This is a genomic window from Aquabacter sp. (genome assembly GCF_965279295.1).
In the GTDB taxonomy this organism is placed as follows: domain Bacteria; phylum Pseudomonadota; class Alphaproteobacteria; order Rhizobiales; family Xanthobacteraceae; genus Aquabacter.
In genome coordinates, this window is the sequence record NZ_CBDIHQ010000016.1 from 48,629 (window position 1) to 68,816 (window position 20,188).

At 66.0% G+C, this 20,188-nt stretch carries 18 protein-coding genes, 1 pseudogene and 1 riboswitch; of the genes and pseudogenes, 13 read left to right on the forward strand and 6 right to left on the reverse strand.

Annotation, left to right across the window (positions count from 1 at the left end; translation table 11 throughout):
• Window positions 1-23: 23 nt before the first annotated feature.
• Window positions 24-1,268, reverse strand: a complete 1,245-nt coding sequence (gene tyrS / locus ADADO0_RS12675; protein ID WP_511305522.1) for a tyrosine--tRNA ligase — start codon at window positions 1,266-1,268, stop codon at window positions 24-26.
• Window positions 1,269-1,304: 36 nt separating this feature from the next.
• Here tyrS and ADADO0_RS12680 point away from each other — a divergent pair, with 36 nt between their 5' ends.
• The 3 genes from ADADO0_RS12680 (at window position 1,305) to ADADO0_RS12690 (ending at window position 5,080) form a co-directional block, all read left to right on the forward strand.
• The gene (locus tag ADADO0_RS12680) at window positions 1,305-2,267 is read left to right on the forward strand and encodes a glycosyltransferase family A protein (RefSeq protein ID WP_511305523.1); all 963 of its coding nucleotides are present in this window, start codon (window positions 1,305-1,307) and stop codon (window positions 2,265-2,267) included.
• Window position 2,268: 1 nt separating this feature from the next.
• Window positions 2,269-3,381 carry an anhydro-N-acetylmuramic acid kinase gene (locus ADADO0_RS12685; protein ID WP_511305524.1) on the forward strand — a complete coding sequence of 371 codons (1,113 nt, stop codon included), beginning with the start codon at window positions 2,269-2,271 and terminating at the stop codon, window positions 3,379-3,381.
• A 73-nt stretch (window positions 3,382-3,454) separates the two neighbouring features.
• Window positions 3,455-5,080, forward strand: a complete 1,626-nt coding sequence (locus ADADO0_RS12690) for an APC family permease (RefSeq protein WP_511305525.1) — start codon at window positions 3,455-3,457, stop codon at window positions 5,078-5,080.
• A 58-nt stretch (window positions 5,081-5,138) separates the two neighbouring features.
• On the opposite strand, the gene ADADO0_RS12695 is transcribed toward ADADO0_RS12690, so the two are convergent.
• Complete coding sequence (locus ADADO0_RS12695) at window positions 5,139-5,801, reverse strand: alpha/beta hydrolase (protein WP_511305526.1); 663 nt, start codon at window positions 5,799-5,801, stop codon at window positions 5,139-5,141.
• Between the two features lie 322 nt (window positions 5,802-6,123).
• On the opposite strand from ADADO0_RS12695, the gene ADADO0_RS12700 reads away from it, so the two are divergent.
• The 6 genes from ADADO0_RS12700 to ADADO0_RS12725 all read left to right on the forward strand — a co-directional run bounded on the left by ADADO0_RS12700 (window position 6,124) and on the right by ADADO0_RS12725 (window position 12,889).
• Window positions 6,124-7,323: a cysteine desulfurase family protein gene (locus ADADO0_RS12700; RefSeq protein WP_511305527.1), complete on the forward strand. Its 1,200-nt coding sequence runs from the start codon at window positions 6,124-6,126 to the stop codon at window positions 7,321-7,323.
• Between the two features lie 106 nt (window positions 7,324-7,429).
• Window positions 7,430-8,902 carry a Fe-S cluster assembly protein SufB gene (gene sufB, locus ADADO0_RS12705; RefSeq protein WP_511305528.1) on the forward strand — a complete coding sequence of 491 codons (1,473 nt, stop codon included), beginning with the start codon at window positions 7,430-7,432 and terminating at the stop codon, window positions 8,900-8,902.
• A 118-nt stretch (window positions 8,903-9,020) separates the two neighbouring features.
• Window positions 9,021-9,776 carry a Fe-S cluster assembly ATPase SufC gene (gene sufC, locus ADADO0_RS12710; RefSeq protein WP_511305529.1) on the forward strand — a complete coding sequence of 252 codons (756 nt, stop codon included), beginning with the start codon at window positions 9,021-9,023 and terminating at the stop codon, window positions 9,774-9,776.
• Window positions 9,777-9,786: 10 nt separating this feature from the next.
• The gene (sufD, locus tag ADADO0_RS12715; RefSeq protein WP_511305530.1) at window positions 9,787-11,121 is read left to right on the forward strand and encodes a Fe-S cluster assembly protein SufD; all 1,335 of its coding nucleotides are present in this window, start codon (window positions 9,787-9,789) and stop codon (window positions 11,119-11,121) included.
• Window positions 11,122-11,270: 149 nt separating this feature from the next.
• A complete protein-coding gene (locus ADADO0_RS12720) occupies window positions 11,271-12,518 on the forward strand; it encodes a cysteine desulfurase (RefSeq protein ID WP_511305531.1) in 1,248 nt (415 codons plus the stop codon).
• Complete coding sequence (locus ADADO0_RS12725; protein WP_511305532.1) at window positions 12,515-12,889, forward strand: SUF system Fe-S cluster assembly protein; 375 nt, start codon at window positions 12,515-12,517, stop codon at window positions 12,887-12,889. The genes ADADO0_RS12720 and ADADO0_RS12725 overlap by 4 nt, the downstream gene beginning before the upstream one ends.
• Before the next feature lie 57 nt (window positions 12,890-12,946).
• On the opposite strand, the gene ADADO0_RS12730 is transcribed toward ADADO0_RS12725, so the two are convergent.
• Window positions 12,947-13,582 (reverse strand): thiamine phosphate synthase, encoded by a 636-nt coding sequence (locus tag ADADO0_RS12730; protein ID WP_511305533.1) that lies wholly within the window; start codon window positions 13,580-13,582, stop codon window positions 12,947-12,949.
• A 205-nt stretch (window positions 13,583-13,787) separates the two neighbouring features.
• On the opposite strand from ADADO0_RS12730, the gene ADADO0_RS12735 reads away from it, so the two are divergent.
• On the forward strand, window positions 13,788-14,951 hold the full coding sequence (locus tag ADADO0_RS12735) for a TDT family transporter (RefSeq protein ID WP_511305904.1): 1,164 nt from the start codon (window positions 13,788-13,790) through the stop codon (window positions 14,949-14,951).
• 2 nt (window positions 14,952-14,953) lie between these two features.
• Here the strand turns inward: ADADO0_RS12735 and ADADO0_RS12740 are convergent.
• The 3 genes and pseudogenes from ADADO0_RS12740 to thiO form a co-directional block, all read right to left on the reverse strand.
• Window positions 14,954-15,734: pseudogene (locus tag ADADO0_RS12740) on the reverse strand (thiazole synthase).
• A gap of 20 nt (window positions 15,735-15,754) precedes the next feature.
• Window positions 15,755-15,973, reverse strand: coding sequence for a sulfur carrier protein ThiS (gene thiS / locus ADADO0_RS12745; protein WP_511305534.1), 219 nt, complete (start codon window positions 15,971-15,973; stop codon window positions 15,755-15,757).
• Window positions 15,974-15,978: 5 nt separating this feature from the next.
• Entirely contained in the window at window positions 15,979-17,067 is a 1,089-nt protein-coding gene (thiO, locus tag ADADO0_RS12750) for a glycine oxidase ThiO (RefSeq protein ID WP_511305535.1), read from the reverse strand.
• Window positions 17,068-17,134: 67 nt separating this feature from the next.
• A riboswitch (TPP riboswitch) is annotated at window positions 17,135-17,236 on the reverse strand.
• Between the two features lie 122 nt (window positions 17,237-17,358).
• On the opposite strand from thiO, the gene ADADO0_RS12755 reads away from it, so the two are divergent.
• The 3 genes from ADADO0_RS12755 (at window position 17,359) to amaB (ending at window position 20,161) form a co-directional block, all read left to right on the forward strand.
• Window positions 17,359-17,964 carry a glutathione S-transferase family protein gene (locus ADADO0_RS12755; RefSeq protein ID WP_511305536.1) on the forward strand — a complete coding sequence of 202 codons (606 nt, stop codon included), beginning with the start codon at window positions 17,359-17,361 and terminating at the stop codon, window positions 17,962-17,964.
• Window positions 17,965-18,034: 70 nt separating this feature from the next.
• Window positions 18,035-18,478 carry an NUDIX domain-containing protein gene (locus ADADO0_RS12760; RefSeq protein WP_511305537.1) on the forward strand — a complete coding sequence of 148 codons (444 nt, stop codon included), beginning with the start codon at window positions 18,035-18,037 and terminating at the stop codon, window positions 18,476-18,478.
• Between the two features lie 153 nt (window positions 18,479-18,631).
• The gene (gene amaB / locus ADADO0_RS12765; protein WP_511305538.1) at window positions 18,632-20,161 is read left to right on the forward strand and encodes an L-piperidine-6-carboxylate dehydrogenase; all 1,530 of its coding nucleotides are present in this window, start codon (window positions 18,632-18,634) and stop codon (window positions 20,159-20,161) included.
• The last annotated feature ends 27 nt before the right edge of the window (window positions 20,162-20,188 follow it).

Consider the following 20,188-nt stretch of genomic DNA (forward strand, 5'->3'; position numbering starts at 1 on the left):
CCTTTTTTGCATCTTACGGAGGCTCAGAGCGGGCGCAGGAGGACGTGCTTCTTCTTGCCAAGCGAGAGCTTGATGACGCCTTCCGGCGTCAGATCGCACTGTGTCAGCACCAGCTTCTCGTCGGTGACCGTGGCGTCGTTCACCTTCAGCCCGCCGCCCTTGACCTGGCGGCGCGCCTCGCTGGTGGAGGCCACCAGCCCGGCGGTGACGAAAGCGGTGTTGGCGGCAATCCCTGTCGCAAGTTCGGCGGCCGGTATCTCGATGCTCGGCAGGTTCACCGCGAGCGCGCCGTCCTCGAAGGTGGTGCGGGCGGTTGCCTTGGCCTCGTCCGCTGCGGCGCGGCCGTGCAGCAGGGCGGTCGCCTCGGTGGCGAGGATGTCCTTGGCCTCGTTGATCTCCTGGCCCTGGAGGGCGCCGAGACGCGCGATTTCATCTAGGGGCAGTTCCGTGAACAGCTTCAGGAACCGCTCAACGTCGGCATCGCCGGTGTTGCGCCAGTACTGCCAATACTCATAGGGGCTCAGCAGGTCGGCATCGAGCCACACCGCGCCGCCCGCCGTCTTGCCCATCTTGGCGCCGGAGGAGGTGGTGAGCAGCGGCGTGGTGAGGGCGTGAAGCTCCGCGCCGCGCATGCGCCGGCCCAGTTCCATGCCGTTGACGATGTTGCCCCACTGATCCGAGCCGCCCATCTGCAGAATGCAGCCGTGGCGCGCGTTCAGCTCGACGAAATCGTAGGCCTGGAGGATCATGTAGTTGAATTCGAGGAAAGTGAGCGGCTGCTCACGCTCCAGCCGGAGCTTCACCGAATCGAAGGTCAGCATGCGATTGATGGTGAAGTGCGGCCCCACCTCGCGCAGGAGCGGGATGTATTTCAGCTCGTCCAGCCAGGTCGCGTTGTTTTCCATCACCGCGCCGGCGGAGAAATCCAGGAAGCGCGCGAACACCCGGCGGATCGAGGCGATGTTGTCCTCGATCTGCTGGTCGGTCAGCATCCGGCGCGCTTCGTCCTTCCCGGACGGATCGCCGATCTTGGTGGTGCCGCCGCCCATCAGCGCGATCGGCCGGTGGCCGGTGCGCTGAAGCGTGCGCAGCATCATGATGGACAGCAAATGCCCCGCATGTAGGCTGGATGCGGTGGCGTCAAAGCCGATATAAGCGGTGATCGGCCCGGCCGACGCCTTTTGGTCCAAGCCCTCCGGGTCGGAGCACTGGTGGATGTAGCCACGCTCTTGGAGCGTGCGCAGAAGGTCGGAACGGAACGCGCTCATCGTCGGGCTCAAATGTCGAAGCTGGGGGAAGGGCGCTTGCTGACTAAGCCATTCGAGGATGTCGCGCCACGTTTATGTGCGTGGAGCATCGCCGTGTTCGCCCGCAACGAGCGCCCGACGCTGATTTCCTGCCTCAAGCATATCGCCCGCGCGGTGGATGGGCGCGACGCCCATGTCAGCGTGATCCTGAACGGAAGCTCGGATGGATCGGCCCTGGCGCTCAAGGCTGCCGCGCCCGAGATCGGCGTGCCGTTCAGCGTCTATGAGATTGATTATGCGGACAAATCCAACGCCATCAATCAAGTTGTCCACCACCTGAGGCGCACAGCGGAAATCTGCTTTTTCGTCGACGCCTACGCGATGATCACCCCGGATTCACTGATCGATCTTGCTGAGACGCTCGCCGCCAATCCGCGCGCCATGGCGGCGGCTGCCGTGCCGAGCGCGGGCCGCAGCGCGGATGCCATGCGCGCGGAAATGATGATCAACCCCGGCATTCACGGCTCGCTGTTCGCGTTGCGCGGCGAATTTGTTGCCCGCATGGCCGAGCAGGACTTTCGCATTCCGGTGGGTCTCTACCGGGGCGACGGGCTGATCGGTTCGGCGCTGATGCACAACCTCGACGCCCTGGGCACGCCCTGGACCAAGCATCACATCGCCATCGCCCCCAAGGCAACATGGAGTTTCCGCCCGCTCTCGCCCTGGAACAGCGCCGACCGCAAGCGCCAGTGGAACCGCCTGCTGCGGCAAGGGCGGGGCGAGCTTGAGGACATGGCGATCAAACGGCTGATCTATCTCGGCAATTACGAGGCTTTGCCGGAATTCGCGAGCGAGCTGGTGCGCGACCTCCTGCGCAACGATCGCGCGGAGGCGCTGCGCTGCCTGCGCCGCCGGCCGCTGGGCGTGATGGCGCTGCGCGAGGCGTTCGCGGCCAAGGATCCGGCGCCGGGCGATCTGGTGCCGCGCCTCGTGGTGTCCTCCGAAGGCGGAACGGTCTGAGGTGCGCGCGCTCGGCCTGATGAGCGGGACGTCCATGGACGGCATTGATGCCGCCCTCATCGACACCGATGGGGAGCATGTGGACTGGCTCGGGCCGTCAGCGACCTTTCCATTCGATGCCGAGATGCGGCGGCTTCTGGTGCAGGCCATGGAGGATGCGCGCGGCCTCAACGCCCGCGACGCCCGCCCCGGCGCGCTGGGCGAGGCGGAGCGCCGCATCACGGATCTGCACGCGCAGGCGGTGATCGCGCTGCTGGCGCAGATGCGGCTTTCCCCTTGTGATATCGACGTGGTGGGTTTTCACGGCCAGACCGTGTTTCACCGTCCGGATGCCGGCCTCACCGTGCAGATCGGCCTCGGCGCGGAACTGGCACGGGCGCTCGGGACGCGGGTGGTGGCGGATTTCCGGGCCGCCGACGTGGCCGCGGGCGGGGAGGGGGCGCCGCTGGTGCCTGTCTTCCACCAGGCACTGGCCCGTTCCCTCCACCTGCCGCGCCCGCTGGCGGTGCTCAATGTCGGCGGGGTCGCCAATGTGACGATCCTGGAGGAGGGCGCGGACCCGATCGCCTGCGACACCGGGCCCGGCAATGCGCTGATCGATGATTTCGTGCTTTCCCGCATCGGGGTGGCGTTCGATGCCGACGGCGCGCTTGCCGCGACCGGAGAGGTGGACGAAGCGGCAGTTGCGTCTGCGCTCGATCACCCCTTTTTCCGGTTGCCGCCGCCCAAGTCCCTCGACCGCAACGCCTTCCGCGACCATGTGGCCGCGCGCGTCCGGCCGGAGCGCCTGTCGACGCCGGATGGTGCGGCGACCCTCACCGCCCTTACCGCCGCTACGGTGCACGCCGTCGTGGAATTCCTGCCCCGTCCGCCGGCGGCCTGGGTGGTGGCGGGCGGCGGGGCCCGCAATCCGACGCTCTTGGCCATGCTGCGCGCCCGGCTGGGACGCCCCGTGATGTCGGCGGATGCGGTGGGGTGGTCGGCGGATGGCCTTGAGGCCCATGCCTTCGGCTTCCTGGCGGTGCGGACCCTTCTCGGGCTCCCCCTCACTTTCCCAACCACCACGCGCGCCCCCGCGCCGTTGTGCGGGGGGCTGATTTTCGAGGGCCGTTGACGCCGGTCCGATGCGCGGCCAATAGGTTCGCTGGACTGACGATGCTGTGCCGCGGCGGCGGCGGGGGGACGCGATGAACAATAAGATGCACCGTGACATCGGGCTGGTGGGTCTGACCTTCGTGGCGGTCAGCGGCATCATCGGCTCAGGCTGGCTGTTCGCGCCCCTGCTCGCGGCCCAGCATGCCGGCCCGGCGGCGCTTGTCGCCTGGGGAATCGGCGGCGGCGCCATGCTGCTGCTGGCGCTCACCTTCGCCGAAATCTCCGCCATGTTGCCGGTGCCCGGCGGTGTTGCCCGCGTACCGCTGTTCAGCCACGGCAATCTCGTCTGCACCATGATGGGGTGGAGCGGCTGGATCGGCTACACCACGCAGGCGCCGATCGAGGTGGAGGCTATGCTGCGCTACCTCGGCCCCCATTCGGACTGGCTGTATCGCAACGGGCCGGGTTCGGACCTTTCGTTCGCCGGTATCTGTGTGGCGATGGGGTTTCTGCTGCTGTTCGTCATCATCAACGCCGTGGGCGTGAAATTCTTCGCCTATGTGAACAGCTCCATCACTTGGGCGAAGATCGCCATTCCCCTGGTGCTGGTGGTTACGCTGCTGGTGTCTCGCTTCGAGGTCAGCAACTTCACCGATCATGGCGGGTTCGCGCCGTTTCACTGGTCCGGCATCCTCAGCGCCGTGTCGTCCGGTGGCGTGATCTTTTCCTACATCGGTTTCCGCCACGCGGTGGACATGGCCGGTGAGGTGCGCAATCCCGGCTTCAACATTCCGGTGGCGTTGATCCTCTCGCTCTTCATCTGCTTCCTCATCTATGGCGGTCTGCAACTCGCCTTCATCGGTGCGCTGGAACCAAGCGAACTGGTGAATGGCTGGGCGCGCCTGTCGCTTTCCAGCGATTTCGGCCCACTCGGGGCGGTGGCGAGCGCGCTCGGGCTGATGTGGCTGGTGAGCCTGTTGAATGTGGGCGCCGTGGTCGGCCCCATGGGCGGCGCGCTGGTGGCGACCGGCTCCTGCGCCCGGCTCGGCTTCGCTCTGGCGGAGAATGGGCTTTTCCCGAAGCTGATCGCGCGCCTCTCCAGCCGGGGCGTGCCGCTCTCCGCGCTGATCATGAACCTGTGCGTGGCGGTGTTCACCTTCTTCCTCCTCCCGTTCGAGGAGGTGGTGAAGCTGAACTCCTCCGCCATCATGGTGTCGTTCATCGTCGGCCCGGTGGCAGTGGTGGCGCTGCGCCACCTTCTGCCGAAGGCGCGCCGGCCGATCGTGCTTCCGGCGGTTCATGTCATCGCCTGCGCGGCGTTCGTCATCACGACCCTGATCATCCTGTGGTCGGGCTGGGCGACGGTGTGGCGGCTGGGCATCTGCCTGACACTCGGCGCGATCCTGTTCTTCACCTACGCGCTGAAGCACATCAAAGGCACGCCGGACTATGCGCAGGCGGTGTGGCTTGCCCCCTACTTTGCAGGGATAGGGCTGATTTCGGCGCTCAGCACTTTCGGCGGGGCCGGGATTTTGAGAGGAGGGCTGGACTCGGCCCTCATCGTCATCCTGTCGGTCGGCGTGTTCTTCTATGCCATCCGCTGCCGGCTGCCGCAGGACAAGTTCCGGGTCTATATCTCCGACGAGATACTGGCCGAGCAGGAAATCGGCGACCACGGCATCGCCCGGGCGCGCAAAGCGCTGGACCAAATACCCTGATAAAAAAAGCGGGCGTCCGGCTTTTCGCCGCCGCCCGCTACTGACATCTATGTGGGTGTCAGGCCGCGCTTTCCTTGCGGGTGCCGGGCAGGCGCTTGTCGAGGTAGGTGCCGATGGTGCCCATCAATTCGTCGACCTTGCCGTCGAAGAAGTGGTTGGCGCCCGGAATGATCTGCTGCTCGATCACGATGCCCTTCTGGGTCTTCAGCTTTTCCACCAGGGTGGCAACGGCCGTGGTGGGCACCACCGCATCCTTGTCGCCGTGCACGAACAGGCCGGACGAGGGGCAGGGGGCGAGGAAGGAGAAGTCGTAAAGGCTCGCGGGAGCGGCCACCGAGATGAAGCCCTCCACTTCCGGACGGCGCATCAGGAGCTGCATGCCGATCCAGGCGCCGAACGAGACGCCGGCGATCCAGCAGGCGCGCGCGTCGGGGTTCACGGATTGTGCCCAATCCAGCGCGGCGGCTGCGTCGGACAACTCACCGGTGCCGTGGTCGAACGAGCCCTGGCTGCGGCCGACACCCCGGAAATTGAAGCGCAGCACCGAGAAGCCCCGGTTCACGAACTGATAATACAGGTTGTAGACGACCGGATTGTTCATCGTGCCGCCGAACTGCGGATGCGGATGAAGAATGATCGCGATGGGGGAATTGCGCGTCTTGGCGGGCTGATAGCGGCCTTCAAGCCGCCCCTTCTCGCCAGTGAAGATGACTTCGGGCATGGGACGTCCGCGACCTCTTGGGCGGCTCCGGCAAAGTCGGAAGGTGCGTCTCGGCCGAGCCGAGCAGTCATAACACCCGCGAGACGCCCACCCGTAGGCGCCTTGACTTGGCCGGAGGGGCCGCCTAACGATTTAGAATAATTCTAATTTTCCTCGTCAGGGCGCACAAGGTTATCGTCGCTGCATGACGCGGAACGGGTGAAGTTTGACGTATGACCGAGATCAGGCGCAATTGCAAGCTTGGGCGCCGGCAGGCTGGGGCCGGGCCGGTAACGCCCGCCTCGGAGCCGACGCTGGAGGTTTGCGCCATGAGGTTTGCGTCATGACCGATCCCATGTCTTCCCGCCGCCCTCAGCGGGTTTTCCTCGATCACAACGCAACGTCTCCGCTGCGCCCGCAGGCGCGCGAAACGATGGTGGAGGCACTGGGCGAGCCGGGAAACGCCTCCTCGGTCCATGCGGACGGGCGCGCCGCCCGGGCGCGGTTGGAGCGGGCGCGGGTCCAGGTGGCCGAGCTTGCGGGGGCGCCGAAGGCCGGCGTGGTGTTCACCTCCGGCGCCACGGAGGCCAACGCCCTGGTTCTGCATCCGGAACTGGACATCGCGGGCCGCCCTGTGACGTGCGACGTGCTGCTGCTGAGCGCCGCCGAGCACCCGTCCGTGCTGCGCGGCCATCGGTTTTCGGCGGAAGCGGTGGAGGTGCTGCCGGTGGATGCGCACGGGCGCATCGATATGACCCATCTCGAAGCGGCCCTCATGCGGCATGCGGGAGAAGGCCGCCGGGCCCTGCTGTCGGTGATGCTGGCGAACAATGAGACCGGACTCATCCAGCCGGTTGCCGAGGCGGCGCGCCTTGCGGCTGTTCACAATGCGGTTGTCCATTGCGATGCGGTCCAGGCGGCCGGGCGTCTGTCCCTCGACATGGAGGCGCTCGGCGTCGATTTTCTCACCCTGTCCTCCCACAAGATCGGCGGCCCCCAGGGGGCGGGCGCCCTGGTGGCGCGCCATCCCGACAGCCGGCCCCGCGCGGCGCTGATCGCCGGCGGCGGGCAGGAGCGGGGACGACGCGCCGGAACGGAGAATGTCGCGGCGATCGCAGGTTTCGGTTCAGCGGCGCAGGTGAGCGGCGCGGACATGGTGCGCGAATCGGCCCGGTTGCAGGGGTTGCGCGCGCGTCTCGAAAAGGGGATTGTGGAACGCTTCCAGGGCGCGCTGGTCGTGGGTGCGGGCGCGCAGCGTCTGCCGAACACGTCCAGCGTGATTTTTGCCGGATTAAAGGCTGAAACCCTGGTTATCGCACTCGATCTCGCCCATATCTCGGTGAGTGCGGGGTCTGCCTGCTCTTCGGGCAAGGTCGGACCTTCGCATGTGCTCGCGGCCATGGGCTTCGCGAGCGATGCAGCAAGCGGAGCCGTGCGGCTCTCGCTCGGCTGGTCGAGCAGCGAAGAGGATGTGGATTTGGCGCTCGCGGCCCTCGGCCGCGCGGTGCCGCGGCTTCGAAGCCACCCGGTACGGGCGGCATAGAGCGCATGGCGGTCGGCCTGCTCAGCGGGTCGCCCAAGATGGGCTTATGGGATTTACGGAACTTGACCCGCGGGCCTTGACCCCGCGCGGGAGAGGAGACGAGAAGATGCCTGCAGTTCAGGAGACGGTCGATCTTGCCCGATCGATCGATGTCGATCAGTACAAGTACGGGTTCGTTACCGACATCGAGAGCGAGAAGGCCCCGAAGGGCCTGTCCGAAGACACCGTCCGCTATATCTCCGCGAAGAAGAACGAACCGGAGTGGATGCTGCAGTGGCGCCTCGACGCCTATCAGCGTTGGCTGACCATGGAGGAGCCCACCTGGGCTCGGGTCAGCTATCCCAAGATCGATTTCCAGGATTATTACTACTACTCCCAGCCCAAATCGACGCCGGGGCCGAAGTCGCTCGACGAGATCGATCCGGAAATCCTCGCCACCTACGAGAAGCTCGGCATTCCGCTGCGCGAGCGGGAAATCCTGCTGGGCATTGAGCCGTCGTCCCGCGTGGCGGTTGACGCGGTGTTCGACAGCGTGTCGGTCGCCACCACTTTCAAGGCGGAACTGGCCAAGGCCGGCGTGATCTTCTGCGCGATTTCCGAAGCCATCCGCGAACATCCCGACCTCGTGCGCCAGTATCTCGGCTCCGTGGTGCCGGTCTCCGATAATTTCTACGCCACGCTCAATACGGCGGTCTTCTCAGACGGGTCGTTCGTCTACATCCCCAAGGGCGTTCGCTGCCCCATGGAGCTGTCGACCTATTTCCGCATCAACGAGCGCAACACCGGCCAGTTCGAGCGCACTCTCATCATCGCCGAAGAGGGGGCCTATGTGAGCTACCTCGAAGGCTGCACCGCACCCCAGCGGGACGAGAACCAGCTTCACGCTGCCGTGGTCGAACTGGTGGCGCTGAAGGATGCCGAGATCAAATATTCCACCGTTCAGAACTGGTATCCCGGCGACAAGAACGGCAAGGGCGGCATCTATAATTTCGTCACCAAGCGCGGCGACTGCCGGGGCGACAATTCCAAGATCTCCTGGACCCAGGTGGAAACCGGCTCTGCCATCACCTGGAAATATCCCAGCTGCATCCTGCGCGGCGACAACAGCCAGGGCGAGTTCTATTCCATCGCCATTTCCAACGGCTACCAGCAGGTGGACAGCGGCACCAAGATGATCCACCTCGGCAAGAATACGTCGAGCCGCATCATCTCCAAGGGCATCGCCGCCGGCCGCTCGGAGAACACCTATCGCGGACAGGTGACGGCGCATCGCCGGGCGACCAACGCCCGCAACTTCACCAATTGCGATTCGCTGCTCATCGGCGACAAGTGCGGCGCGCATACCGTGCCCTACATTGAGGCGAAGAATTCCACCGCGGTGTTCGAGCATGAGGCGACCACCTCGAAAATCTCCGAGGACCAGATGTTCTACTGCCTCCAGCGGGGGCTTTCCTCCGAGGAAGCGGTCGCGCTGATCGTCAACGGCTTCGTCAAGGACGTGCTCCAGCAACTCCCCATGGAGTTCGCCGTGGAGGCCCAGAAGCTGATCTCGGTGAGCCTCGAAGGCTCGGTGGGCTGATCGCTTTGAACGGCCCGGGCCAAGCCCGGGCACGCTGCAAATTGCGGACTTGCTGGATGTGATGGCCGGACCTGACCCGGCCGCTCCAGCAGCCCGCCGAAACAAAACGGACAAGACCATGGCCCTGCTCGAAATCAAGAACCTGCACGCCCAGATCGAGAACAACCAGATCCTGCGCGGCCTGAACCTCACGGTGAACCCGGGCGAGGTGCATGCCATCATGGGGCCGAATGGTTCCGGCAAGTCCACCCTCTCTTACGTCCTCGCCGGCAAGAAGGACTATGAGGTCACCGAGGGCGAGGCGCTGCTGGACGGCGAGAACCTGCTGGACATGGAGCCGGACGCGCGCGCTGCCGCAGGGGTGTTCCTCGCCTTCCAGTATCCGATCGAAATTCCTGGCGTCGCCACCATGACGTTCCTGCGCACCGCCATCAACGCGCAGCGCAAGACGCGCGGCGAGGCCGAGCTTTCCACCCCCGAATTCCTGCGGGTGGTGAAGGACAAGGCCGGGCACCTCGGCATCAACCAGGACATGCTGCGGCGCGGCGTCAATGTCGGCTTCTCCGGCGGCGAGAAGAAGCGCAACGAAATCCTCCAGATGACCCTGCTTCAGCCAAAGCTCTGCATCCTCGACGAGACCGATTCCGGGCTCGACATCGACGCGCTGAAAGTGGTGTCGGAAGGCGTGAACGCGCTGCGCTCGCCCGAGCGCGGCATGATCGTCATCACCCATTACCAGCGCCTGCTGAACCACATCGTGCCCGACGTGGTGCATGTGATGCACAAGGGCCGGATCGTGCGCACCGGCGGCAAGGAACTGGCGCTGGAGCTGGAAGCCTCGGGCTATGCCGGCTACAGCCAGGACGCGGCGTGAGGACGAGACCATGAACGTCCAGACTCAACCCGTGCGCACCGCCGCAGAGCAGGCACTTCTCGTGCTGATGCAGGAGCGCGTCGCCGACGCGACGCTTCAGGGGCCGCTCGCGGCGCGCCTCGATGAACTGCGCCGGGCGGCGCTGGCGTCCTTTGCGACCCATGGCCTGCCGCACCGGCGCGTGGAAGAGTGGAAATACACCGATCTGCGCGCGATGATGCGCACCTTCGCCCCGCCGGCCAAGCCTCTTGGCCTGGACGTCGATGGCGCGGTGCAGCCCGTGGCGTTTCCCGGCACACGGCGCATTCTGTTCATCGATGGCCAGCTCAACGCGGAGGGCTCGGATCTCGCCGATCTTGAGCCCGGCATATCCGTGGTGGCGCTCGCCAGCGCGCTTACCGACGGCCGTGGCACGGTGGAGCGCCTGGGAACCCTGGCGCCGCAGCGGTATGACGCCGTACTCGCTCTCAACACCGCCTATTTCGGCGAAGGCGTGGTGATCCATGTGGCGGACGGCGCCAAGATCGAGCGCCCGCTGCATATCGCCCACGTCTTCACGGGCACGGACGCTGGCTCGACTTTCACTCGGCATCTGGTGGATGTGGGCGCGGGCGCGACAGTGACCCTGGTGGAGAGTTTCCAGGGCCGCGAAGGCGTCGCCTACCAGATCAATGATGCGCTCGAAGTGTTCGCGGGCGACGAAAGCCATGTGGACTATGTGCGCCTTCAGGAGGACAGCCTCGCGGCGCTCCATTTCGCCACCGTGATGGTGGAGATCGGCCGCGATACCAAATTCCATTCCTTCGGTCTCACCACCGGCGCCGCCGCATCGCGCGTGAGCCTCTACGGCCGGTTCGCCGGGGTGAATTCCCACGCCGGCATTCGCGGCGTGACCCTGCTGAAGGGCCGCCAGCATGCCGACGTGACGCTCGTGCTGGACCATGCCGTTGCCCATTGCGAAAGCCGGGAACTGTTCAAGACGGTTCTTGCCGACGAAACGCGCGGTGTGTTCCAGGGCAAGATCGTGGTGCGTCCCGACGCGCAGAAGACCAACGGGCGCATGATGAGCCAGGCCTTGCTGCTCGGCGAAGCGGCCGAGATGGACAACAAGCCCGAGCTTGAGATCTTCGCCGATGACGTCCAGTGCGGCCATGGCGCGACGGCGGGCGATCTCGACGAGGATCTGCTGTTCTACCTCCAGGCGCGCGGCATTCCTCCCAAGGAAGCCGAGGCGCTGCTGATCCAGGCGTTCGTCGGTGAAGCTCTGGAATTCGTGGAGAACGACGATCTGCGCGAGGCCCTGATCGCCCGCGCCGAAAACTGGCTGAAGACGCGGGCGGGCTGAGCCCGGAGGTTCCCTCTCCCGCTTGCGGGGGAGGGCTAGGCAGGAGGAAGGCGCGGCATTCGACGGAACGGCGGGATGCCGCCCGGAATGCCCCCACCCCAACCCTCCCCCGCAAGCGGGAGAGGGCGTTGTCCGGCAAGGATTATTCCATGACCCAGCCTCACCGCGCCGTTGCCAACGGCTCTTATGATCTCGAAGCTGTCCGCGCCGATTTTCCGGCGCTTTCACTCGAGGTAAACGGCCACCCGCTCTCCTATCTCGACAATGCCGCCTCGGCCCAGAAGCCGCGCCAGGTTCTGGACCGGATGCGGCAGGCCTATGAGAGCGAATATTCCAACGTCCACCGCGGCCTGCATTATCTCGCCAATGCCGCGACCGAGGGCTTCGAGGCGGCGCGCGAGACCGTGCGGGCGTTCCTGAATGCCGGGTCGATCGACGAGATCATCTTCACGCGCGGCGGCACAGGGTCCATCAATCTGGTGGCAAATTCGTTCGGCCAGTCGATCCAGCCCGGCGACGAGATCGTGCTCTCCATCATGGAGCACCACTCCAACATCGTGCCCTGGCACTTCCTGCGCGAGCGCAAAGGCGCCGTCATCAAATGGGCGCCCGTGACCGAGGACGGCGCGTTCGACTTCGCCGCCTTTGAGCAGCTTCTGACGCCCAAGACCAAGATCGTCGCCGTCACCCAGATGTCCAACGTGCTCGGCACCGTCACGCCGGTGAAGGAGATCGCCCGCGCGGCCCATGCGGTGGGTGCGAAAGTGCTGGTGGATGGTTGCCAGAGCGCGGTCCACATGCCGGTGGACGTGCGGGATCTCGACGTCGATTTCTACGCCGTGACCGGCCACAAGCTCTACGGTCCGACCGGCATCGGCGTCCTCTATGGCAAGCTGGACCTCCTGGCCGAGATGCCCCCCTATGAGGGCGGCGGCGAGATGATCCGGGAGGTGAGCGAGGAGCGCGTCACCTACGCCGCCCCGCCGCATCGCTTCGAGGCGGGCACCCCGCCCATCGTGCAGGCCATCGGCCTTGGCGCGGCGCTGGACTATATGACAAGCCTTGGCCGCGAGCGGATTGCCGTCCACGAGCATGAGCTTTCCCTCTACGCGCACGAGAAGCTGGGGGCGATGAACAGCCTGCGGATCATCGGCACGGCTGCGGGCAAGGGCGCCATTGTCTCTTTCGAGATGAAGGGCGCTCATCCCCACGACGTGGCGACAATCCTGGACCGCTATGGCGTTGCCGTGCGCGCGGGCACCCATTGCGCACAGCCGCTTCTTGCCCGATATGGAGTGACGGCGACCTGCCGCGCATCATTGGCGCTCTACAACAGCCGTGCCGACGTGGACCGCCTTGCGCAGGCCCTTTTGAAGGCGCAGGATTTATTTTCATGAGCGATACGATCACCAACGAGACCCCGAACTCTCCGGCGTTCACCTCCGCGATCGCCGAGGAGGAATTGACCCGCCTGACGGACGACATCGTCGCCGCCATGAAGACCGTCTATGACCCCGAAATCCCGGTGGATATTTACGAACTCGGGCTGATCTACAAGGTTGATATTGCCGACGACCGCACGGTTGCGGTGGAGATGACGCTGACGACACCCAACTGCCCGGCGGCTGCTGAACTGCCCGGCATGGTGGAGAATGCAGTCGCCTCGGTGCCCGGCGTCGGCGATGTCACGGTCGAGATCACCTTCGATCCCCCGTGGGATCAGGGCCGTATGTCCGAGGAAGCACGGGCCACCTTGAACTTGTGGTGAGCCTGTCTCCAGCCCGACGCTGACACCTGATCGGCGGGCGAAGGAGATGTCACGGCTTCAGCCTCCGTTAGAATTATTCCATATTTTGAGCAATTGACGCACCTCGGCCGCTGGGTCCTGCGCGCGCATCACGCCGCCCATAACAGCGACGCCGGCAATTCCTGATGTCTTGCAGCGGGGTAGCGTGCGGGCGTCGATGCCGCCGAGCGCCAGCAGCGGCACACGCGAGGTCGCGGCCAGGAGGCTGAGCCCCATTTCCTCCAGCGCCGGCCCATAGCCCGGTTTCGAGGCAGTCTCAAAGGCCGGGCCGGCCACCACATAATCGAGCACGCCGGGTTCGGCGTCCGAGGCTTCTTCCATGCCATGGATTGATTGCCCGACCAGAGCGGCCGTTCCCAGCCGCGCGCGCGCGGCGAAGGCATTCTCGCCCGCCGGAAGGTGCACACCATCGAGCCCGGCGCGCAGGGCAAGGTCCGCCTGCCCGTGCAACGTCACCCGCGCACCGAACGGGATCGCCAGGGCGCGGATGGCTGAGGCGAGCGCCACCTGTTCGTCGTCCGGCAAGTCTTTCTCCCGTACGCTGATCCAGCGCACGCCTCCGGCAAGAGCCGCTTCGACCACGGCCATCAGCCCGCCCTTCGCCTGCGCGCGGTCGGTAATCAGCAGCAGGGGCGGCGAGGGGAGGGGCGGCAAGGCAGGCGTCCGGTTCGGCGGGAGGATGCCATGGGCGGTGAGACAAGGTAAGCGGTGCGTCACGATGCTGCGGGGACGAGTTTGATGGTCCTGCGGCATTTCCTCAACGCGAAGCAGAGTCCCGTTCCGCGCGAAAATGCTCTAGTGGGAACGTAGGTATCCCTGGACGGGCACCTTGCGTGGGAGGAGCTTCATCGTGGCTGACATGGTCTCTATCGCCCCGAGTTCCGGGCCCGCACAGGCCGGCGACTTCAAGGAGATGATCCGCCAGTTCACGCCGAACTGGTTCGGCGCCACCATGGGCACCGGCGTGCTCGCACTCGCGCTCAATCAGTTTCCGCTGCCGATCCCGTTCTTGCCGGAAATTGGCCGTGCGCTCTGGCTGATGAACATCGCCCTCTTCGTCCTGTTCTCCTGCATGTATGCCGCGCGCTGGATTTTCTTCTTCGACGGTGCCCGGCGGATTTTCCAGCATCCCGTGGTGTCCATGTTCTTCGGCACCATTCCCATGGGGCTGGCCACCATCATCAACGGCTTCCTGGTGTTCGGCATCCCCATGTGGGGCAGCACGGCGCTGAGCATCGCCCATACCTTGTGGTGGATCGATGTGGCCATGGCGATCGCCTGCGGACTGATGATTCCCTTCCTCATGTTCACGCGCCAGGAGCACAGCCTGGAGAAGATGACTGCGGTCTGGCTGCTGCCGATCGTGGCAGCCGAGGTGGCGGCGGCGAGCGGTGCGCTGCTGGTGCCCCATCTCGAACCGGCTGAGGCTTATGGCGTGCACATCATCAGCTATGTGCTCTGGGCGTTCTCGGTGCCGCTGGCCATGAGCATCCTGGTGATCCTTCTGCTGCGGCTTATCCTCTACAAGCTGCCGGTGCGCGACATGGCGGCCTCCAGTTGGCTGGCATTGGGTCCCATCGGCACCGGCTCCCTCGGCCTGCTGCTGCTGGGCGGCAATGCGCCCGCGATTTTCACCGCACAGGGCCTTCCGGTGGTGGGAGATGTGGGGTTCGGCATCGGCATCATCGGCGGCGCCATCCTCTGGGGCTATGGCGCGTGGTGGCTGATGCTCGCGGTGCTGAAGACTGTGCGTTACATGGGGGAGGGCATGCCGTTCAACATCGGCTGGTGGGCCTTCACCTTCCCGCTGGGGGTCTATTCCCTTGCGACGCTGGCGCTGGCGCGCGTCACCCATTTTAGCTTCTTCTCGGTGATCGGCGGGGTCCTCATCGTCTGCTTGGCCGGCTTCTGGCTGCTTGTGATGTCACGCACCATCCACGGTGCCTGGCGCGGCTATCTATTCTTCTCGCCGTGCCTCGTATCGGGTGTCGCACCCATCGAGCGGGCGCCGAAGCAGGTGTAGCTTCAGGTCCCCACCAGCCCGAATTCCGGGCTGGAGGCTTCCGCGTGCAACTTCTTGGGGATGCGCCCGGAGAGGCGAGCCAGCCGTCCGCCATCCACCGCGTGGCGGAAAGCGGCCGCCATGCGGACCGGGTCGTGGGCCTTCGAAACCGCTGTGTTGAGCAGCACCGCCGCGCAGCCCAGTTCCATGGCGAGCGCCGCGTCGGAGGCGGTGCCGATGCCGGCATCCAGCACCACCGGCACCGGCGAGCGGGCGCAGATCAGTTCGATCATGTGCGGATTGGCGATGCCCAGCCCCGAGCCGATCATGGAGCCCAGCGGCATGACGGTCGCCGACCCCAGGTCCGCCAGCTTCTGGCATGTGACGGGGTCGTCATTGCAATAGGGCAGCACCACGAAGCCGCGCGCGACCAGATCCTCGGTGGCCTTCAGCAATTCCTCGACGTTGGGATAGAGCAGTTCGCGGTCGCCGATCACCTCCAGCTTCACCCAATTCGTCTCCAGAGCCTCGCGGGCGAGTTCGGCGGTCAGCACCGCGTCCTTGGCGGTCTGGCATCCGGCGGTGTTGGGCAGGATATGGACGCGACCGGTGAGCAGGTCGGTCAGGCTTTCCTCGTAGCTTGCCAAGCTGATCCGGCGGATCGAGGCGGTCGCCATCTGCGAGCCCGAGGCTTCGAGCGCGTCCAGAAACACCTTCTGGTTGGGATAGCCGGCTGTGCCGAGGAATAGGCGCGACGTAAAACGTGCGGCCGGCGATGACGAGGGGGTCGGAAAAGCTGGTCATGGTCTGGTCTTTCAGCGGGCTTATCCGCCCTGTCTTGCCTGAATGATCTCGATGGTGTCGCCCGAGGTCAGCATCTGCTCGGCCCAGCGGGCCCGGGGCACCACGGCGCCGTTCAGCGCCACGGCGATACCCTTGCGCGCGGCCTCGATGCCCTTGGCGTGGAGGAGATCGGAAAGGGTGCTGACGGCGAGCGTTTCGCCCGCACCATTCACCTTGAGGTCGAGGAGTGTAGTCTGCATGGGACTCACTCAGCCGCCGCGCGGGGCCGGAACCGCTCTGCACCGAACGGCGCAGCATGGGCATCGAGCCGGCCGTCGAGCACCAGATCCGCGATGACCTTGGCCGTGATCGGCAGCAGCAGGATGCCGTTGCGATGATGGCCGGTGGCGTAGATCAGCCCGTCCAGTTCGCTCGGTCCGAGGATCGGCGCATCGTCGCGGCTGCCGGGGCGGAAGCCCACCCATTGCTCGATGATCGGCAGTTCCTCGATGGTCGGCACGGCGCGCCACGCATGGGTCAGCAGCGCCAGTTGCCCTCCGGCGGTGATCTGAGTGTCGAAGCCCTTCTCCTCCACCGTGGCGCCGATGATGAGGCGGCCGTCCTTGCGGGGGACCATGTACGTGCCCGGTCCCCACAGCACATGGGAGAGCACCGGCGCGGCCGGGTCCATCTGCACCGCCAGCATCTGCCCCTTGATGGGGCGGACGGGGAGGGGCGCCGCCGGTGCGATATCGACGCCGCGCGACCAGGCACCGGCCGCCAGCACCACGATGTCGGCCTTGTGCAATTGCCCGCCGACCATGACGCCCCGCGGCCGGTCGGCGCCGGCCATCACACGCTCCACCGGCGCATGCTCGTGCAGCCTCACTCCGGCCTTCTCAGTCGCGACAAGAAGGGCGGCGGCAACCTTGCGGTTGTCCACCTGGTGGTCTTCGGGACACCAGAGCGCACCGGCGAGCTTGGTGGCGAGGTGCGGCTCGCGCCGGCGCGCCTCGGCGCCGGTCAGCCATTCCACCGGCAGACCGAGGGATTGCTGGAACGCATGCTGGTGGCGCAGCTTTGCTGCATCGTCGGCATTGAGGGCGACGACGAGGGTGCCGCTTTCGCGCAGATCGACGGACAGGCCGGAGGCGCGCTCCAGGTCGGCCGCGAAGGCCGGCCATTGGCGCTGGCTCTCGCGGTTCAGATCGAGCAGTGTTTCCTCGCCCGGCTCCGCCTCGGCACAGGCCGCGAGCATGCCGGCGGCGGCGTGGCTCGCGCCTGCACCGGCCTTGCCGGCATCAAAGATATCCACCGTGCAGCCGGCCTGTGCCAGGACGCCAGCCGATGGCAAGGCCGACTACGCCCGCGCCGACAATGGCGACGGACGGGCGGGACTTCGCAACAAATGGGGGCGACAAGCTCTCGCTCATCGGCTCCTCCCTACGCTGGTATGATCCAGACCAGGTTTCGATGGGTATGATCTCAGCCGTGCATTATGCACGGCACCCCAGGCCGTCCAGTCATTATCGCCGTTCGACCGTGAGACGGCAAGGGAAACACGGGGAGGACGCCGGCCAGCGCCTTGGCTGACGTCCTCGTTCTCTATATGTTCTAAAGTCTCCATAACAGGAAAACGCCATCCATGAAGCTGTATTGGGCTCCTCACACCCGCGCATTCCGCACCCTCTGGATGATGGAGGAGGCGGGCCTTCCCTATGAGCGGGTGCTGGTGGACATCAATGGCGATGCTCTGCAAAGCGCGGAATATCGCGCCATCAATCCCATGATGAAGGTGCCGGCCTTCGAGGACCAGGGCGTTGCGTTCGCCGAAAGCGGTGCCATCTGCGCCTATGTGGCGGACCTCGCGACCGAAGCCAAGCTGGCCCCGCCGGTGGGCGATATCGCGCGCGGCCCGTATCTGCACTGGATGTTCTTCGATGCCGCCTGCATCGAATCGGCCTTCGTGGAGAAGCTGGCGAATGTCTCCATCCCCTCCCGCGCCGCCGGCTGGGGCACGTTCGACCGCGTGATGGACACGATAGAAGGGCTCGTCTCGCCCGGCCCTTGGGCGATGGGGGAGCAGTTCACCGCCGTGGACGTGATGATCGGTTGCAGCATGTGGTACGGCATGACCCTGCTGAAGGTCGTCAAGGACCGCCCGATCATCGCGGATTACGTGGCCCGCTGCGTGGCGCGTCCCGCGTTCCAGCGCGCGGAAGCCATCGAAGCCGAGACGCTCGCGGCCTGAGGCCAGCACAACGCGGCCGGCGCGTTATAAAATCCCGCGCCGGGCCACGCCGTGGCTATAAAGGGGAAACATGGCTTTAATCCGCCCCCTGCTTCGCCGCATCACCCATGGCGTGACGCTTGGCGTGCGCGTCATCGTCATCGATCCGCAGGAGCAGGTGCTGCTGGTGCGCCACGGCTACGCCCCCGGCTGGCACCTGCCGGGTGGCGGGGTGGATGCCCTTGAGAGCGCGGAGGATGCCGCGCGGCGGGAGTTGCTGGAAGAAACCAATGTCACCGCCGAGGGGCCGCTCGTTCTGCATGGGCTGTTCCACAACCCGCGCTTCGGCGGGCGCGATCATGTGGCGTGCTACCGGGTCTCCGGCTTCTCCTGTGGTGCGGTGCCTGCGCCCCGCTTCGAGATTCGCGAAATCGGCTTCTTCCCTCTCGCGGCGCCTCCGGCGGATGTCTCCGGCGGCACGGCGCGCCGTCTCGCCGAATTGCGCGGCGAGGCCGTTGCGCCGGCCAATTGGTGAACCGGCCCGCCGAACAGCGATTGGCCGCCGGCCGCTAAGGTCGTAATGTGCCGCCGCGCCGCGTCGGGTATCCCGGAATTTCCCGCCTTACGCAGATCGAGACGCGGCAGACAGCGGAAATACTCTCCGCAGCAGATACTTGGAGCTTCGCCGGTGCTCGATCTTTCCCTCCCCGCCACCATCGCCAAGGACGCCCGCGCCATCCTCGAGCGCCTGGGAGTTCCCGCTGATGCACTGGAGGGCGGAAGTCTTGACGCGCGCTCTCCCCTGACCGGCGGCCGCATCGCCGATCCGCGCGAGACACCCTCCGTTTCCGACGCGATCGGCCGCGCCCACGCCGCCTATCTCATCTGGCGCACGGTGCCGGCGCCGCGCAGGGGCGAACTGGTGCGCCTGCTCGGCGAGGAATTGCGCGCCGCCAAGACCGACCTCGGGCGCCTCGTGACGCTGGAGGCGGGCAAGATCCTCTCCGAGGGCCTTGGCGAAGTGCAGGAGATGATCGACATCTGCGACTTCGCCTGCGGCCTGTCGCGCCAGCTTCATGGCCTCACCATTTCCACCGAGCGTCCCGACCATCGCATGATGGAGACATGGCATCCCGCCGGCGTGGTCGGGGTCATCTCAGCGTTCAATTTTCCCGTGGCCGTCTGGTCGTGGAACGCCGCCCTGGCTTTGGTGTGCGGCGATGCGGTGGTGTGGAAGCCGTCCGAAAAGACCCCGCTGACCGCGCTCGCCGTCCAGGCGTTGTACGAGCGTGCGGCGGCGCGTTTCGGTGACGCGCCTGAAGGCCTGTCAACGCTCATCATGGGTGGGCGCGGCGCCGGGGAGGCGTTGGTGAAGGACCATCGCGTGCCCATCGTCTCGGCGACCGGCTCCACAGCCATGGGGCGCGCCGTCGGGCCGCGCCTCGCCGAGCGGTTCGCAAAGGCGATCCTCGAATTGGGCGGCAACAATGGCGCCATCGTCTGCCCCTCGGCGGATCTCGACCTGACCCTGCGCGGCGTCGCTTTCTCCGCCATGGGCACGGCAGGACAGCGCTGCACCACCCTGCGGCGCCTGTTCGTGCATGACAGCGTCTACGACGCGCTCGTTCCGCGCCTCAAGCTGGCCTATGGCTCGGTGAAGGTGGGCGACCCGCGCGAGGCGGGAACGCTGGTCGGCCCGCTGATCGACCGCGACGCATACGCCGCCATGCAGCGCGCCTTGGACAGTGCACGGGCCGATGGCGGCAAGGTCACGGGCGGCGAGCGTGTCGGAGCCGACGTGGCGCCGGACGCCTTCTATATGCGCCCCGCGCTCGTGGAGATGCCCGCGCAGACCGACGTCGTGAAGGCCGAGACTTTCGCTCCTATTCTCTACGTCCTGCGCTACAGCAGCCTCGATGAGGTCATCGCGCAGCACAACGACGTGCCCCAGGGCTTGGCCTCCTCCATCTTCACCACGGATCTGCGAGAGGCCGAGCGTTTCCTTTCGGCGGCCGGCTCGGACTGCGGCATCGTCAACGTCAATATCGGTCCCTCGGGGGCCGAAATCGGCGGCGCGTTCGGCGGCGAGAAGGAGACCGGCGGCGGCCGGGAGGCCGGCTCGGACAGCTGGAAGGCCTATATGCGCCGGGCCACCAACACCATCAATTACGGCACCACGCTGCCCCTCGCCCAGGGCGTCTCCTTCGACGTCGGCTGAAGCACAATGGCAGCCCGCCTTTGCCGG